The sequence below is a fragment of the Komagataeibacter xylinus NBRC 15237 genome, from assembly GCF_001571345.1.
Taxonomy (GTDB): domain Bacteria; phylum Pseudomonadota; class Alphaproteobacteria; order Acetobacterales; family Acetobacteraceae; genus Komagataeibacter; species Komagataeibacter xylinus.
In genome coordinates this window covers 21,508-36,691 of record NZ_BCTP01000030.1, presented here as the reverse complement: position 1 = coordinate 36,691, position 15,184 = coordinate 21,508, and the positions used below count along the sequence as shown (strand labels likewise).

At 62.8% G+C, this 15,184-nt stretch carries 16 protein-coding genes and 1 tRNA gene; 6 read left to right on the top strand and 11 right to left on the bottom strand.

The window, feature by feature from the left end; genetic code table 11:
- Positions 1 to 86: 86 nt before the first annotated feature.
- Positions 87 to 524 carry a YjjA family protein gene (locus tag GXY01S_RS11645; protein ID WP_061275272.1) on the top strand — a complete coding sequence of 146 codons (438 nt, stop codon included), beginning with the start codon at positions 87 to 89 and terminating at the stop codon, positions 522 to 524.
- 30 nt (positions 525 to 554) lie between these two features.
- Here GXY01S_RS11645 and hemJ read toward each other — a convergent pair whose 3' ends face one another.
- From hemJ to hemE, 3 genes are read right to left on the bottom strand one after another with little or no spacing between them, the layout of a single operon-like run.
- On the bottom strand, positions 555 to 1,004 hold the full coding sequence (gene hemJ / locus GXY01S_RS11640) for a protoporphyrinogen oxidase HemJ (protein WP_061275270.1): 450 nt from the start codon (positions 1,002 to 1,004) through the stop codon (positions 555 to 557).
- Positions 997 to 1,710 (bottom strand): HAD family hydrolase, encoded by a 714-nt coding sequence (locus tag GXY01S_RS11635; protein ID WP_082770853.1) that lies wholly within the window; start codon positions 1,708 to 1,710, stop codon positions 997 to 999. The genes hemJ and GXY01S_RS11635 overlap by 8 nt, the downstream gene beginning before the upstream one ends.
- Positions 1,711 to 1,713: 3 nt before the next feature.
- Positions 1,714 to 2,775: a uroporphyrinogen decarboxylase gene (gene hemE, locus GXY01S_RS11630; protein ID WP_061275268.1), complete on the bottom strand. Its 1,062-nt coding sequence runs from the start codon at positions 2,773 to 2,775 to the stop codon at positions 1,714 to 1,716.
- Positions 2,776 to 3,227: 452 nt separating this feature from the next.
- Between hemE and GXY01S_RS11625 the strand changes: the two genes are divergently transcribed.
- The 3 genes from GXY01S_RS11625 to GXY01S_RS11615 all read left to right on the top strand — a co-directional run bounded on the left by GXY01S_RS11625 (position 3,228) and on the right by GXY01S_RS11615 (position 4,970).
- Entirely contained in the window at positions 3,228 to 3,827 is a 600-nt protein-coding gene (locus GXY01S_RS11625) for a Maf family protein (RefSeq protein WP_370664436.1), read from the top strand.
- A 97-nt stretch (positions 3,828 to 3,924) separates the two neighbouring features.
- Positions 3,925 to 4,000: transfer RNA gene (locus tag GXY01S_RS11620), tRNA-Ala, on the top strand.
- 340 nt (positions 4,001 to 4,340) lie between these two features.
- A complete protein-coding gene (locus GXY01S_RS11615) occupies positions 4,341 to 4,970 on the top strand; it encodes a dTDP-4-dehydrorhamnose 3,5-epimerase family protein (RefSeq protein ID WP_082770851.1) in 630 nt (209 codons plus the stop codon).
- Between the two features lie 25 nt (positions 4,971 to 4,995).
- Here GXY01S_RS11615 and GXY01S_RS11610 read toward each other — a convergent pair whose 3' ends face one another.
- On the bottom strand, positions 4,996 to 6,432 hold the full coding sequence (locus GXY01S_RS11610) for an MATE family efflux transporter (RefSeq protein ID WP_061275266.1): 1,437 nt from the start codon (positions 6,430 to 6,432) through the stop codon (positions 4,996 to 4,998).
- A 565-nt stretch (positions 6,433 to 6,997) separates the two neighbouring features.
- Between GXY01S_RS11610 and GXY01S_RS11605 the strand changes: the two genes are divergently transcribed.
- The gene (locus GXY01S_RS11605) at positions 6,998 to 7,633 is read left to right on the top strand and encodes a hypothetical protein (protein WP_061275264.1); all 636 of its coding nucleotides are present in this window, start codon (positions 6,998 to 7,000) and stop codon (positions 7,631 to 7,633) included.
- Positions 7,634 to 7,842: 209 nt separating this feature from the next.
- A complete protein-coding gene (locus tag GXY01S_RS11600; protein WP_061275262.1) occupies positions 7,843 to 8,046 on the top strand; it encodes a hypothetical protein in 204 nt (67 codons plus the stop codon).
- 74 nt (positions 8,047 to 8,120) lie between these two features.
- On the opposite strand, the gene GXY01S_RS11595 is transcribed toward GXY01S_RS11600, so the two are convergent.
- From GXY01S_RS11595 to GXY01S_RS11565, 7 genes are all read right to left on the bottom strand, one after another.
- Complete coding sequence (locus GXY01S_RS11595) at positions 8,121 to 9,059, bottom strand: electron transfer flavoprotein subunit alpha/FixB family protein (protein WP_061275260.1); 939 nt, start codon at positions 9,057 to 9,059, stop codon at positions 8,121 to 8,123.
- A 2-nt stretch (positions 9,060 to 9,061) separates the two neighbouring features.
- Positions 9,062 to 9,811, bottom strand: coding sequence for an electron transfer flavoprotein subunit beta/FixA family protein (locus GXY01S_RS11590; protein ID WP_061275258.1), 750 nt, complete (start codon positions 9,809 to 9,811; stop codon positions 9,062 to 9,064).
- A 71-nt stretch (positions 9,812 to 9,882) separates the two neighbouring features.
- A complete protein-coding gene (locus GXY01S_RS11585) occupies positions 9,883 to 11,523 on the bottom strand; it encodes an electron transfer flavoprotein-ubiquinone oxidoreductase (RefSeq protein ID WP_061275256.1) in 1,641 nt (546 codons plus the stop codon).
- Positions 11,524 to 11,671: 148 nt separating this feature from the next.
- On the bottom strand, positions 11,672 to 12,313 hold the full coding sequence (locus GXY01S_RS11580; RefSeq protein ID WP_061275254.1) for a hypothetical protein: 642 nt from the start codon (positions 12,311 to 12,313) through the stop codon (positions 11,672 to 11,674).
- A 68-nt stretch (positions 12,314 to 12,381) separates the two neighbouring features.
- Complete coding sequence (hemN, locus tag GXY01S_RS11575) at positions 12,382 to 13,746, bottom strand: oxygen-independent coproporphyrinogen III oxidase (protein ID WP_061275252.1); 1,365 nt, start codon at positions 13,744 to 13,746, stop codon at positions 12,382 to 12,384.
- A 4-nt stretch (positions 13,747 to 13,750) separates the two neighbouring features.
- Positions 13,751 to 14,539, bottom strand: coding sequence for an OmpW/AlkL family protein (locus GXY01S_RS11570; RefSeq protein WP_061275250.1), 789 nt, complete (start codon positions 14,537 to 14,539; stop codon positions 13,751 to 13,753).
- Positions 14,540 to 14,660: 121 nt separating this feature from the next.
- Positions 14,661 to 15,146 carry a hypothetical protein gene (locus tag GXY01S_RS11565; protein ID WP_242501193.1) on the bottom strand — a complete coding sequence of 162 codons (486 nt, stop codon included), beginning with the start codon at positions 15,144 to 15,146 and terminating at the stop codon, positions 14,661 to 14,663.
- Between the last annotated feature and the right edge of the window lie 38 nt (positions 15,147 to 15,184).

Here is a 15,184-nt window from a genome sequence, read left to right as displayed (position 1 = left end):
GTCTATTCCCGGCCTTTCCCACGGGGATATAACAGCCTTACGGGCCTGATTTTCCCCGTACTGCATTTTTAGGAGTTGTTCTTCACATGAAAAAATCAAACCGTTTCCTGGCACTTCTTGCCGCCCTGCCCGTAGCAGCCGCTCTTTACACCGCGCCTGCGCATGCAGAAGGCTTTGGCGGCCTTGGTGGCCTGGGCGGCGACGCATCGAGCCTGCTTTCGGGCAGTGGCATGAGCGTGCCTTCCGTGTCCTCGCTGGCCCCTTCCAATGTCACGGGCCTGCTGGGCTATTGCGTGCAGAACAACTACCTGCAGGGCAACAGCCCCTCCACCCTGCTGTCCTCGCTCAAGCAGAAGGCCGGGCTCGACACCTCGAGCAGCCAGTATTCCAACGGCCAGAACGGCATTCTGGATACCGGCAACGGCAACACCTTCTCGCTGGCCTCGCTGAAGGGCAACCTCAAGCAGAAGGTCACCACCAAGGTCTGCAACGCGGTGCTCAAGCAGGGCAAGTCCCTGCTCTGATCCACGGCTGACAGGGTCCGCCTGCTCGGTTCAGAACGGGCGGACCACCACCATGATGACAATGACCATCATCAGCACGGTCGGCACTTCATTGGCCATGCGATAGAAGCGTTCGGGCCGCGTATTGCGGTCATGGGCGAAGTCACGCCGCCACCGCCCGCACGCCCCCTGAAAGCCCGCCATGGCGAGCACGCAGGCAAGCTTGACCAGCCACCACCCGGAATGCCAGTCGATCAGCCCCGGTATGGCGGCAAGCAGCCCGCCAAACACGAAAGTGCTGATCATGGCAGGCGCCATGATGAAGCGCAGCAGCTTGTATTCCATCACCTTGAAACGGGCTGATTCCGGTGAACCGGCCACGACCTGGCAGTGATAGACAAACAGGCGCGGCAGGTAGAACAGCCCCGCCATCCACGCAATGAACGACATGATGTGGAACGCCTTGAACCACAGCATGAAGGGAATGAGGGCGCTACCCATGCACGCGGCCTGCCTGTTTCTGGCTGGTCAGGATGCGGGTGAGCAGCGGCACGAATTCATCAAGGTGAGCGATGCGCAGCAGCCCCGGCCATGTGGGCGCAGGCAGGTCTGGCGCGCGCAGCAGCACGCAGCCCATGCCCGCTTCCTTCGCCGCGCGGGCGCCGGTATCGGTATCTTCCAGCACGATGCAGCATTCCGGCGGCACGCCCTGCGCCTTTGCTGCCGCCAGGTAGACCGCCGGGTCCGGCTTGGGCTGGCCCATGTCGCGCGCGGAATGGATGTTGGCGGGCGCAATCAGCGCATCGAGCCCGGTGCGGCCGAATTTGGCTTCCATTTCCTCTACCGATGAGTTGGAGCCAATGCGGTAGGGCAGCCCCAGCGAAGCTACGCCACGCAGCATGGCAGGCGCGCCCTCGATGGTTTCCGCCTCATTGCGCATGAGGGTAACGAGGTTGCGCTGCATCCGGGCGGGCCAGTCAGCAGGCAGGCTTATGCCCTCCGCATCCTCGATCTCGTGCTTGAGCGCGGTCAGGGCGTGGCCTGCAAAGCGGTGCACGGCCTCTTCATCGCTGATCTCGGTGCCATAATCGCGCAGGGTGCGCGCGATCATGCGGCATGACGGACCTTCGCTATCGATCAGCACGCCATCACAATCGAAAATGACCAGCCTGAGCGCGCCATCAGGGCGCAGGGCGGAGGGCAGCATGGCTCAGACCTCCCTGATGGTCTTGATCAGGTCGCCCACATGCTCGGGCGGCGTTGTGGGAATGACGCCGTGGCCAAGGTTGAACACATGCGGGCGGCCCTTCATGGCATCGCGGATGGCCCGCGCCTCGGTGCGCATGCCCTCGCCGCCAGCCAGAACCCGGATCGGGTCGAGATTGCCCTGCAGCACCAGCGTGCCGGGCACCCTGTCGGCCACGGCCTTCATGTCCGCCCCGGTATCGAGCGCCATTGCGTTCACGCCGGTTTCACGCCCGTATTCAACCGCCATCAGCCCCGCCAGCCGGGGGAAGCCAATGACCGGCACGCCAGGGTGGCGGGCATTGATGATGGCGGTGATGCGCTTTGCCGGTTCAATCACATGCTTGCGGAACTGCGAGGGTGGCAGCAGGCCCGACCAGCTATCGAACAGCATGACCGCTTCGGCCCCGGCCTCGATCTGGGCACAAAGCATATCCGCCGTCGACGTGGTGAGCAGGTCGATCAGCCGGTCAAAGAACGCGGGATCGGTATAGGCGAGCTTGCGGGTTTCCTCGAACTCACGCGAGCCATGGCCTTCCACCATGTAGCACGCCACCGTAAACGGCGCGCCCGCGAAGCCGATCAGCGTCACCTGCCCCGGTCGTGCCGGACCGATCGCTTCCGGCCCATCAACAATGGCCCGCAGCCTGCGCAGCGTCTGCATGACCGGTTCAACCGCCTGCGCCACCCTGCCCGGGTCAAGCCGGTCGAGATCGGCCTGCGAGCGCACGGCCCCCAGGACAGGTCCACGGCCCTGCACGAATTCCAGCGACTGCCCCATGGCCCAGGGCAGGATGAGGATATCGGAAAACAGGATAGCCCCATCCATGCCGAAACGGCGGATGGGCTGCAGCGTGATCTCGACCGCCATGTCGGGGGTCATGCAGCGCGTTATGAAATCCGCCTTTTCACGCAATGCCCGGAATTCCGGCAGGAACCGGCCCGCCTGCCGCATCAGCCATACCGGAGGGGGCCAGGTCGCCTCTCCCATCAGGGTGGCAAGCAGGGGTTTGCGTGTTTGTGTCATTGATCCGTCGTTCTGTTTCGTTGTGGCCGGACTATCTCGTACTTTCGGGCCGACGGATAGCGGGCAGGGCGCAGCGCGCGCGCCCCTTTCAAAACAATAAAAGAAAAGAGAAAGAAATTTGTTGATGTTCTTTTAGTGCTGTGGATCACGGGGTACCCATGTTTCCGAAAATGTACCCCGTTTTCCCCACAGTGTGTACCGTTTCCGACTCCAAGGATTCCCACGGAGTCGGAAAGTTATCCCGGATGTACCGCCATAAGCCTGTGTACAACTCACCGAAATGGGCTGGGTACACGTTGTCCACGGTACTCGGTACGGCACAGAATTGTTTGGAGTACTGTCCCCATGTACCCCAGTACTCCAGAGCCCCGATTTAAATGTTTCACTTCCGCAGTACGGAGAGCGCGATGCCAGACGACTCCAGTTTAGTACTAAAGGCCGCCCCATTACAGGTGGAGTCGCCACCGATAGTACTTGCCAGCCGCTCGGGCGCGCGGCGCGCATTGGTGGAATCGGCGGGGCTTTCTGCCCGGTTCATGGCAGCGGATGTGGATGAACACGCCATTCGCGCGGCCATGCTTGCCGCCGGGCACGATGCCAGTGCCGCAGCCCTTGAACTGGCCCGCGCCAAGGCCCGTGCGGTCGAGGTTGCACCGCGCACGGTGGTGATTGGCGCGGACCAGATCCTGTCATGCGGGGAGGAATGGTTCGACAAGCCCGCCGACCGCAACACGGCCCGCGCGCAGTTACGGCGCCTGCGCGGCCGGGCGCATGTGCTGCACACGGCGGTGTGCCTGCTGCGTGATGGCCACGAGGTCTGGCACCATGTCGCCTGTCCCGTGCTGCATATGCGCGCGTTCAGTGAAACCTTTCTTGAATGGTATCTGGCAGCCGAGGGCGAGGCGATTCTGTCCTGTGTCGGGTGCTACCGGCTTGAAGGGCGCGGAATCCAGCTTTTCTCGCGTATCGAGGGGGAACAGTCGGCCATCATGGGCCTGCCGCTGCTGCCCCTGCTCGCCGCCCTGCGCGGGCAGGACATTATCTTGCCCTGAATCGGTTAAAGGGGGGTTGCATCGGTCCGTGCTTGCGGTTATACCCCCGTCACCGGACCACGGTGGCCATGAAAATGGCCCGCACCGTTGGAACAGTGGGGCCATAGCTCAGTTGGGAGAGCGCCTGAATGGCATTCAGGAGGTCAGGGGTTCGACTCCCCTTGGCTCCACCAGATTCCTTATCTGGTACCCCACCCATTATTCATTGATGACCGCGTCAGTGCCTTCATGTTCCGCATGAGGGCTTTATGCGTTCTGAAATTCTGAAAAATTTTTTGGCGAAGCTTTTTTCAAAAAGCTTCGGATAACGCCGCCTTTTTTGAAAGAAGGGCGGCATCAGGAAACTTTTGTTATTTAATATCAAATATTTATTTCAAAACACGCTCTTAATCGGTTCGTAACCGATGCGGCGTTAAAACTGCATTTCAAAGTGATGAAATAATCAGACCGGATAGCGAACAGGGCCGTGATGCACCATTCAACCAATTGCCTGACCATACAGGCGTGCTGAAAATGGGAACGCAGTCCCCGACCCGCGACCGTCCGGGTTTTTCCGCATCAGGCAGCACGCCGGGGCATGCTCTCCACGTCGAGGCCCTGCCGCTGGAAGGCCTGTTTTTGCTCACCCCGCCCCACCGGCAGGAAGGGGGCGGCTTTTCCAGCGCGAACTGCCCTGCCACCCTGCTGGCCCGGATTGGAGGGGGCAGCTCTTTCGTGCAGGATCATCATAGCCTGTTGCGGCACAGATTCATGGTGCAGGGCCTTCACGCGCAGGTGGCGCCCCAGGCCCAGGGCAGGCTTGTGCGCTGCACGCGTGGGGCGATATGGGGCGTGGCGGTGGATGTGCGCACCGGCTCGCCTACGTTCGGGCAATGGGTGGACATGACCCTGAATGCCGAAAACGGCAGCCAGTTCTGGATACCGCCAGGCTTCCTGCACGGTTTGTGCGCATTGGCCGACCATACGGAGGTGTATTGCCAATGCACGGCCCCCTCCGACCCCACCTGCGCGCGCAGCCTGCGCTGGAACGACGCAACATTGGGCATTGAATGGCCTGTAGCCGATGGGCAGGCCATTGTCTCGGAGCACGATGCGGCGGCGCCGCCATTTTCCGCCGTGATCGACTGGTTCCATTACGCGTGACACGCAGGCGGCCCTGCGCTGTTGATCAGGCGGAGTGGTCGAGTTCGTCGAGTTCGATCAGGCCCGCTTCGCCGGTCTGGGGCGGGGGAATGACCGGCATGGCCTGCTGCGTGGCCCGGTCGCCCGGGTGCAGGCGCCGCACCACGGAAAAAGCGGTGAGCACCGCGCAGGAGCCAAACAGCACGCTGCCCAGCACCTGCCCCACCTGCACGCCGCCCGGTCCGTAACGCATGCCCATCCACACGAACGGAATGGTGCCCAGTGTCGCCCGCCCCCAGTTGAACAGCGTGGAATACAGCGGATGGCCCAGATTGTTGAACGCGGAATTGGCCACGAACAGCATGCCGATGAATACATAGCCCGCAATGGTCCAGTTACAGAACAGGTGGATCAGCATTGCCGCCGTGCCCTGCGCTGAAAATACCCGCACCACCAGGTTCTGGCTCAGGAACAAAATGGCCCATGTCAGCGCCACGCAGCCTGCCACCAGCCACAGCGAGGCCACGAGTGTCGCCCGCACGCGCTCGAGTTTACCCGCGCCAAGATTTTGCGACATGATCGGCCCCACCGATCCCGTCAGCGCAAAGACAAAGGCAAAGGCCACCGGCACGATCCGCTCGATGGTCGCCTGTCCCGCCACCGCCGCCAGCCCGAACCCCGCCATGGCGTGCGTTACGAACACGCTGCCCACCGGCGTTGCCAGGTTGGTCAGGATGGCGGGCATAGCCACCTGCCCCACCAGCTTTGTATCGGCCACGACATGGGTGCGCACGGGCCAGGCCAGCAGGCCGTGACGGCGCGCGCAGCGAAAGCCCATCAGCGCCACGACCCCGCGTGAGAGAATGGTGCTGATCGCCGCCCCCTTCAGCCCCAGCCCGAGGCCCACGATCAGCAACGGGTCGGCCATGGCCGAGATCATGGCGCCGATCAGCGTCACGTTCATGGAAATGCGCGCCGCCCCGATGGCGCGCAGCAGGCCCGAGCACCCCATGCCGGCCGCGATCAGCGGCAGGCCGGGCGAGACGATGCGCAGGAACGTGGCCGCCTGTCGTGCTGCCTCCCCCTGTGCCCCGAGCAGGGAAAGCAGGAGTGGTGCGAGCCATGCGGTGAACACCCCGATGAGCAGGCAGAAGCCGAGCATGACAATGCCGAAGGAGGATGCGACGCGTTGCGCCTGCTCCATCTTGCCCGCGCCGATCAGCCTGCCGGTAATGGCCCCGATGCCAATCGACAGCCCGATGGAGACCGCGATCTGCACGAAGCCGATCACACCGGAGAAGCCGATGGCCGCCGTCAATGCAGGATCGCCGAGCCATGAAATGTAGAAAAGGTTCAGCAGGTCAACAAGGAACACCGCCATCAGGCCGATGGCACCCGTACCGGCCATGACCACCACATGGCGGACGATGCTGCCTGTGCAGAATGCGGCTTTGTTGGGTCGGGTTGCGGGTTGTCCGCCCATTTTGGTGTCCTGTCAGCTGCAATGGGGGCCTGGCGCTGGACGGTGCTGCCATGGTCACGCATCCATGATGCGGGGCATTGAAACCGGGCACAAGACCCCTGCCCGGCCTGTTTGAGCCGCCTGGTAGAAAATTGTCGTACTATTTATGTATATAATTAAATTTTATTGTGCAGTGCAAAATAACCATGTTGATTGTGCAGTGCAAAAAAAGTAAAATCGTATTTTTATTTATATTTATTGTTGACGTTTAAATAGGCGGATGGCATAAGGGGTTACACGAAGCCGCTGGCTTCCATAAAAACCAATAAAATCCGGTCATGATGCCGGGCTGGACGTGTTACCTTCCGGTATCAACGTTCTACTGACAGGGTCGCCCTATGGGAGGCCCTGTCTTTTTTTGTGCCCTGCCCTTCGTGTGCACGGCTTGGGCTGCACTGGTTGGCTGCCACGCCGGCGCTGCGGCAGCGGATGTCCGGTCGGGTTCCAAATTAGACCGGTCTGGTCTATTTAAGGAAACCGTAATCCCAGGCTGCTGTATAACCCTATCCACCAGAGTAACGCCCCCATGAACAGACTCGCCGTGCTGCAAAAACACCCCTACCTGTTCGTTGGTGGCATGGGTGTGCTGTCGGGTGGGGTGAGTGTGCTGCTTGGACCGGAAAACCCTTTTGTCGCAGTCTTCCACACCTCGCATATGCAGCGCACCCTGCAGCACCTGTCGGGTAGCCTGAGTGCTGAGGCGTTCATGGCGCTCGTGCTGCTGATCGCCCTCACCGCCGTGGTGGTGGTCAGCCTTGTGAACAATGCCCTGTGCATGAGCCTGCCGTACTGGCTGATCGGTCGCCTGTCCCGGCTGCAGGCAAGGCAGAAAAACGGGGTGTTTTTTATTGTTGCCATGAGTCTGCAGATGGCGTTGACCTGCTGGAAGTGGGGGTACGGCAACGCCACCCATTTTGGCCTCGAGGTGCAGGCAATGCTGTGCATGACCGTTGCCTACCTTGTACCCGTCAGGCAGCGGCTGTTGCTGAGCGTGTATTGTGGCCTCATGATCTGCATTGTGCTTTTGGGGTTTTATAGTATCGGGGCCATACCGACCCTGCGCGGGCAGATGCACACCATCGAGACCGCGCAGCCCCTGCCCGGTGGCCCTGCACCTGACGGGCGGCACCACGTGGCCCATGAGGTCGAACAGGATCTGTAAGCCTTCTGCCAAAAGAAGTTTTTGGTGAAGCTTTTTTCAAAAAGCTTCGAAGAACGCTGCCTTTTTCACAAAAGGGCCGCACCCGGAAACTTTTATCATTGCGCGGGAGACCAGCGCTTTTACCGCTGGTGGCGGCCAGGGTGGTTCCATTACGCTTGGAGCCGGTTCCCGCCCGTGGCAGGAACCCCTGCATTAAGGGAGGAATACCGATGTCCAGACTGACGGCGGCCGAACGCGATGCCCTGCCTGATTCAGCCTTTGCCCTGCCGGGCCGACGCTACCCCATACCCGACGTAACCCATGCGCGTGATGCGCTGGCCCGCGCGAGCGAGATGCTGCACCGCGGCGACCTGAGCCAGCAGGAATACGACACGGTCGTGGCCCGTGCCCATGCCGTGCTGGAAAATGAATAGACCCGCATGACAAAAAAGGGGTGTCGGACAGACCGCCCGGCACCCCTTTATGTCTTGCGACTGGCCCGCAGGGGTCAGCCTGCCTTGTCGAGTTCCGCCTCAAGCTGCGGCAGGATGGTGAACAGGTCGCCCACGATCCCGTAATCCGCCACCTGGAAGATCGGGGCTTCCGGGTCCTTGTTGATGGCAACAATGACCTTGCTGTCCTTCATGCCGGCCAGATGCTGGATCTGCCCGGAAATGCCCATGGCGATATACAGTTCCGGCGCCACGATCTTGCCGGTCTGCCCCACCTGGTATTCGTTCGAGACAAAGCCCTTGTCCACCGCCGCGCGTGAGGCGCCGATGGCCGCACCCAGCCGGTCGGCCAGCGGCTCGAGCAGCTTGAAGTTTTCTTCATTGAGCATGCCGTTACCGCCCGAAACCACCACGCGGGCGGATTCCAGTTCCGGCCGCTCGGACTTCGACAACTCGGTGGCGACGAAGGTGGAGCCACCCGGACCTGCGGGCAGGGCAATCTCCTCGATGGTGGCGCTGCCGCCTTCCGCCGGGGCGGGATCGAAGGCGGAGGCGCGTACCGTGATCACCTTCTTCGCATCAGCCGACTTCACGGTCGCCAGCGCGCTGCCCGCATAGATCGGGCGCACGAAGGTCTCGGCATCGTTGATGGCGACAATATCGGGGATCGGCTGCACATCCAGCAGGGCCGCCGCACGCGGCAGCACGTTCTTGGCCGTGGCGGAAGAGGCCGCGAGGATATGCGTGTAACCGCCCGCAAGCTGGGCCAGCAGGGCAGCAACCGGCTCGGCAAGTTCGCTGTTGCCGGTGGTGTCGGTTACGGCAAACACCTTCTTCACGCCGGGAATGGCGGCAGCCGACTTGGCGGCGGCAGCGGCATCGGGGCCTGTGACCAGCACATCGACATCGCCAAGTTTGGTGGCGGCCGTAATGGCGGAGCGCGAAGCCTGGCGGATCACGCCGCCTTCATGATCGAGGTAAACGAGAACGGTCATGATCAGATCACCTTTGCTTCGTTACGCAGGCGCGAAACCAGTTCGGCCGCCGAGTCGAGCTTGACGCCCGCCTTGCGCTCGGGCGGTTCTGACACCGAGATCACGCTCAGACGCGGGGTCATGTCCACGCCCAGATCGGCTGGCGTGATCTTTTCCATCGGCTTCTTGCGCGCCTTCATGATGTTGGGCAGCGAGGCGTAGCGCGGCTCGTTGAGGCGCAGGTCGGCGGTGATGATGGCGGGCAGCGCCAGCTTCACGGTCTGCGACCCGCCATCGATCTCGCGCGTGACGGTTACCGCACCATCAGCCACTTCCACCTTCGAGGCGAAGGTGGCCTGCGGGCAGTCCAGCAGCCCTGCAAGCATCTGGCCGGTGGCGTTCATGTCATCATCAATGGCCTGCTTGCCCAGGATGATGAGTTCCGGCTTTTCCTTTTCCACCAGGGCCTTGAGCACCTTGGCAACGGCCAGTGGCTCGGTCACCACATCGGTCTCGACCAGAATGGAGCGGTCGGCACCCATGGCCATGGCGGTGCGCAGCGTGTCCTGCGCCTTGGCCTCGCCGATGGAGACGGCGATGATCTCGCTCACTACGCCTTTTTCCTTCAGGCGCACGGCTTCCTCGACCGCGATCTCGTCAAACGGATTCATGGACATCTTGACGCCAGCGGTTTCAACGCCGGTGCCATCGGCTTTCACACGTGGCTTGATGTTGTAATCAATCACGCGCTTGACGGGTACAAGAACCTTCATTGCATATTTGCCTGTCTGTCTTCGGATAAGGGCAATCGGTGTGGCGGATACATACCGTACCCGCCGGGCAATTACATCCCGCCCGGATAGTTCGGGCCGCCCGCCCCCTCCGGCGTGGCCCAGTCGATGTTCTGCGCCGGGTCCTTGATGTCGCATGTCTTGCAGTGCACGCAGTTCTGCGCGTTGATCTGCAGGTGCGGGTCGGTGGCTTCATCAGCCACTTCATACACGCCCGCCGGGCAGTAGCGGCTTTCAGGCGCGCGGAACACATCCCAGTTCACCGTCTTCCACAGCGACATGTTGCGCACCTTGAGGTGGACGGGCTGGTCTTCCTCATGGTTGGTGGCCGACAGGAACACCGAGGAGAGGCGGTCGAAGGTGATCTTGCCATCGGGCTTTGGGTAGTCGATTTTTGGCGAGACCGAGGCCGGTTCCAGCACTTCGTTATCGGCGTGGCGGGTGTGCAGCGTCCACGGCGCGCGGCCACGCAGCAGCATGGCGTCGATGCCCGCATACAGCGCGCCGCCCTTCATGCCGAATTTGGCGAAGGCGGGGCGGATGTTGCGCACCGTGCGCAGTTCATCCCACAGCCAGGAATCCTTGATGCGGCGGGTGTAGGAGCCGGGTTCCACGCGGCTGGTGGCCAGCGCCTCGCCCACGGCCTCGGCTGCCAGCATGCCCGACTTCATGGCCGTGTGCGTGCCCTTGATCTTGGGCACGTTGAGGAAGCCCGCCGTATCGCCAATCAGCGCCCCGCCGGGGAAAGTCAGGCGCGGGATGGACTGGATCCCTCCTTCCGACAGCGCGCGCGCGCCATAGGCGATGCGCCGCGCGCCCTCGAAATACGGGCGGAAGGACGGGTGCAGCTTCACGCGCTGCATCTCGTCAAATGGCGAGAGCCATGTGTTGGGGTAGTCCAGCCCCACCACGAAGCCGTAGGAGACGAGGTTGTCGCCAAAATGGTACATCCACGCGCCGCCATAGGTCCGGTCATCAAGCGGCCAGCCAAAGCTGTGCTGGATCAGGCCGGGGCGGTGCATCTCCTTGGGTATTTCCCACAGTTCCTTGATGCCCAGCCCGTAGGTCTGCGGGTCAACGCCCTGGCGCAGGTTGTACATCGCCATGACCTGCTTGGTCAGCGAGCCGCGGCAGCCTTCGGCGAACAGGGTGTATTTGGCGCGCAGTTCCATGCCGGGCGCGTAATTGCCGGTAGGCTCCCCGTCGCGGCCCACGCCCATGTCGCCCGTGGCAACGCCTGCCACGCGCCCGCTGTCATCAACCAGCACTTCCGCGCCTGCAAAGCCGGGATAGATTTCCACGCCAAGTTCTTCCGCGCGGCCCGCCAGCCAGCGGCACAGGTCGCCAAGGCTCACGATGTAGTTGCCGTGGTTGCGCATGTGCGGCATCACGCGGTCAAGCAACGGGATCTCGATGCCGCCGTTCTCGGTCAGGTAGAGCATCTGCTCTTCCGTCACGGGGGTGTTCAGCGGGGCGCCTTCCTCGTGCCAGTGCGGCAGGAGCTCCGCCAGCGCGCGCGGCTCGATCACCGCGCCGGACAGGATATGGGCGCCAATCTCGCTGCCTTTTTCAATCAGGCACACGGTGGCATCGGGGGCAATCTGGCGCAGCCGGATGGCCGCGGCCAGGCCAGACGGGCCGCCACCTACGATGACGACATCGAATTCCATAGTCTCGCGCGGGGTCTCGCTCATACCTCTGTTGTCCTCTTGCGTCATGACCGGGATGACATGGGATGAAAGGGGTTACATTTATATAGGAGTGTTTCCTAGAACCGATTGGTGCGCGAATAAAGCCTTGCGTGCGCATTCTGTTCCGTCCAGCCGTCTGGCGGGGCTGTATTCAGGCGGCGCAGGGCCTCTGGGCCAGTTCCTCCGTCGCCCGCCATTCGGGGCTGACGTAATTGACGATCAGCGTGCGCCGCACGCCATTGAGTGGCCTGCGCACGAAGCCATGCCATGAGTGCGCGGACGGAATGAACAGCAGCCCCGAATTGAACAGCCCCGAGGCCCGCGCCACCGGCGTGCCCTCCGCTGTCATGATATCGGTGCCCCAGTCCATCGCCTCGGCACCCATCGAGAGCGAGACCAGCAGCGTCAGCCGCTTGGCGCCGATATCGGTATGCGGCTCAAGCCAGAAGCCATCGGTATCGAGGCACAGTTCAAGGCGCAGGGCGGCATCGTCCAGCCGGGCACTGCACTGGCGGGTAAAGCCCGCGCGCGTGGCGGCATCATCGAACAGGCAGGCGAGCTGGTCGAGTGCGGGATGGGCCGCGCGTTGGGCGGGAGTTACGAACAGCCGGTGCCCGTTGCGGCCTGCGCGCTGGCCGCCGCTGTCGCCACCGATGAACCGCGTGCCGGGCACCCAGTGCACAAGGGCGGCGGCAATGGCGGCGGGCAGCACGTCATGCAGTTGCCAGTGCGGATAGGGCTGCGGCAGGACGGGACTTGCGGCAAGGGCGGCGGTGACGCAGTTGGTTTGCATGAAGGTCTGCTGCTGGCTGTGGGGTTGTGGGCCATGCCGGGTTGCCGCCCCGGGGATGCTGGACGGCGCTAGAGGGCGCTGGCGTGGCGGGTGCGGCTCTGGGCCGTAAGGTAGCGGTCAAAGAGTGCGGCGACATGCCGCACGAACGGCCGCCCCTTTTCGGTAAGGCGTATTTGCCGGCCCGTGAGCGTGACCAGTCCATCCGCCACCATGGGGGCAAGACGGCTGTATTCGGGGTCGAAATGACTGGCAGGCAGGCCGTGGCGGGCACAAAGCGCATCGAGATCGAGCTGCATGGCGCACATGAGCTGTTCAATAATGTCGGCACGGGCCCGGTCATCTTCGCGCATGCGCACGCCACGCGCCACGGGCAGGGTGTCGGGGCGGGCCATGAGGCGGGCATAGGCGGCAGCCGAGACGGCGTTCTGCGTCATGCCGCCGGGCAGCGAGGAGATGGCCGAGGCCCCGATGCCGATCAGCACCGGTGCGCTGTCGGTGGTATAGCCCTGAAAATTGCGGTGCAGCCTGCCCGCCCGCAGGGCATGGGCCATGCTGTCATCGGGGCTGACGTAATGGTCCAGCCCCACGGGCAGGAAACCGGCCGCGCGCAGCACGCTGTCCATCGCCGCACGCTGGCTGATGCGGTCCTGCGCGCCCGGCAGGTCGCCCACGGGCATGAGGGTCTGGCGCTTCTGCTTCCACGGCACATGGGCATAGCCAAACACGGCCAGCCGGTCGGGTTTCAGGCTGGCCACGGCCTGCGCCGTGCGGGCGACGCCCTCGGTATCCTGCCGGGGCAGGCCGTAGATCAGGTCGATGTTGATGGAGGCGACACCCGCGCCGCGCAGCGCCTCAAGGCAGTCACGCGTCTGTTCCCAGCTCTGGATGCGACCGCAGGCCTCCTGCACGCTGGCATCAAGATCCTGCACACCCATGCTGGCGCGGTTGAAACCGAGTTCGTGCAGCAGGGCCGGATATTCGGGGGGAAGATGGCGCGGATCGACCTCGATGCTGATCTCGGCATCGGGGGCGATGTCAAAATCGCGGCGGATGGCGTCCATCACGCGGCGCATCGCGCTGGCGGGGAGCGTGGTGGGTGTGCCGCCGCCCCATTGCAGGTGCGTTACACGCCGACCGGGGCCGATCAGGGCAATGATACGGCGCAGTTCCTCGTGCAGCAGGGCGGCATAGGCGCTCCTTGCATCCGCATTGCGCAGCACGGCGGTGTTGCACCCGCAGAACCGGCAGAGCGTATCACAGAAGGGAACATGCAGGTAAAGGGAAACCGGCTGGTCCGCCGGGAGGGAGGACAGCCAGTTGCGACTGTCGTCCGGGCCCACCGCATCCGTGAACTGGGCTGCGGTGGGGTAGCTGGTATAACGCGGCAGGTTGCCCCCATAGCGGGAAAGCAGGGTGCTGTCCGCCGCGTTCATGCCATTAGAACCGGTAGGCGATACCGGCGGAAACGACGGTCGGGTCCAGCGAGTCGTGGGCCTTGACCTTCAGGCTTTCGCTGTCGTTTTCAGCCCAGGCGTGCATGCGCACGAACATCTGCTTCACGTCGAAGTTGAAGAACCAGTTGCCAACGAGCTGGTAATCCACACCGGCATTGATGGACGGGCCACCGGTAAAGCCGGAGTTCAGCTTGGTCGTGCCCAGTGCGTTGCCAGCAGCATTCATGTTGTGGAACCACATGAAGGTGCCACCCACGCCCACATACGGGTTCAGGCGCTTGTGCGGACGGAAGTGCCAGGCCACCGTGACCGTGGGCGGCAGCACCCAGGCGCTGCCCACGTCAAGCTTGCCGCCCACGGCAGCACCTTCGGCTGCAACTTCATGACGGGTGCTGGTCGCGATCAGGTCCAGCGAGATGTTGTCGGTCACGAAGTATTCGAACGTCAGTTCCGGCATGACCTGGTTGGTGGTCTTGATGCGGGTACCTGCCAGTGCCGTCCCGTTCGCCCACACCTTGCTGTCACGATCTTCGGGCAGCACGCCCACGGCGGACAGGCGGATCATGAAATCACCGCGGCCCAGGCCGATCTTGGTCGAGGCACAGGTCTCGAAAATGCCGCAGTGGCCCTTGGGCCGTGCGGGCGCCACGGGTGCCGCCAGCGGGGCATTGACGTAGGTGGAGGGCGCCGTTGTCTGGGCATGGCCTGCCACGGGGGCCAGCGCCGAGGCGCCGAGCACTGCCGACAGGGCGAGTTTGCGGATGTTCTTCATGGTAAGCAGACCCTAGTTTCTTTCCCGGCTGGCAGGCAGGCGAGAGCGTTAAGAATATTCAAGTTCATTTGATGTGTGCAGAAATCACGGCCACCTAGCACTCGGCCTTGATATGAATCAATCAACCACGCGGAACTATTTGCGTGTTATGGTCCAGCCTGACTGTTCTTTCGGTAATGTTGCCGGATGAACACAGTTTCAGAACCGGGCTGTATGGTTTTGCAACGGGTTTACTGTGGGTGATGGTGCGCATGGCGTCACATCCCCATTCACGTGCCAGTGTTTCCATGGCCGGGAGCAGCGCGTCGATAATGGTCTGCGCACGGGTATAGGACAGGGTGATGATGTAGTCCGATGTCAGGGTATCGCCTGAACACAGGTCGAACCCGCGCCGGAAGGTGGCCATGCCGCATGGCGGCCTGTCATGGCCATAATGGGCGACAAGAATGCCCTGCCGCGCCCGCGCGCCGGGGCGGGCCAGCCTGCGGCCGATCCGCATCCATTCGCGCAGCGTCAGGTGTGGGAAGGACAGGCGCACAAGCGGATAAAGGAGCGGGACATCGGCGGGGTCCAGTCGTCTGACCATGGGCGGGGGGACGGCCTGCACGCGTCGGATTTTCCTCGGGTTAAGAATTTTTTGTTATG

Bases quoted from the DNA above. Each gene is read 5' to 3' on its own strand.
- GXY01S_RS11645 (WP_061275272.1), top strand. From the start codon at position 87: ATGAAAAAATCAAACCGTTTCCTGGCACTTCTTGCCGCCCTGCCCGTA.
- hemJ (WP_061275270.1), bottom strand. From the start codon at position 1,004: ATGGGTAGCGCCCTCATTCCCTTCATGCTGTGGTTCAAGGCGTTCCAC.
- GXY01S_RS11635 (WP_082770853.1), bottom strand. From the start codon at position 1,710: ATGCTGCCCTCCGCCCTGCGCCCTGATGGCGCGCTCAGGCTGGTCATT.
- hemE (WP_061275268.1), bottom strand. From the start codon at position 2,775: ATGACACAAACACGCAAACCCCTGCTTGCCACCCTGATGGGAGAGGCG.
- GXY01S_RS11615 (WP_082770851.1), top strand. From the start codon at position 4,341: ATGGGAACGCAGTCCCCGACCCGCGACCGTCCGGGTTTTTCCGCATCA.
- GXY01S_RS11610 (WP_061275266.1), bottom strand. From the start codon at position 6,432: ATGGGCGGACAACCCGCAACCCGACCCAACAAAGCCGCATTCTGCACA.
- GXY01S_RS11605 (WP_061275264.1), top strand. From the start codon at position 6,998: ATGAACAGACTCGCCGTGCTGCAAAAACACCCCTACCTGTTCGTTGGT.
- GXY01S_RS11600 (WP_061275262.1), top strand. From the start codon at position 7,843: ATGTCCAGACTGACGGCGGCCGAACGCGATGCCCTGCCTGATTCAGCC.
- GXY01S_RS11595 (WP_061275260.1), bottom strand. From the start codon at position 9,059: ATGACCGTTCTCGTTTACCTCGATCATGAAGGCGGCGTGATCCGCCAG.
- GXY01S_RS11590 (WP_061275258.1), bottom strand. From the start codon at position 9,811: ATGAAGGTTCTTGTACCCGTCAAGCGCGTGATTGATTACAACATCAAG.
- GXY01S_RS11585 (WP_061275256.1), bottom strand. From the start codon at position 11,523: ATGAGCGAGACCCCGCGCGAGACTATGGAATTCGATGTCGTCATCGTA.
- GXY01S_RS11580 (WP_061275254.1), bottom strand. From the start codon at position 12,313: ATGCAAACCAACTGCGTCACCGCCGCCCTTGCCGCAAGTCCCGTCCTG.
- hemN (WP_061275252.1), bottom strand. From the start codon at position 13,746: ATGAACGCGGCGGACAGCACCCTGCTTTCCCGCTATGGGGGCAACCTG.
- GXY01S_RS11570 (WP_061275250.1), bottom strand. From the start codon at position 14,539: ATGAAGAACATCCGCAAACTCGCCCTGTCGGCAGTGCTCGGCGCCTCG.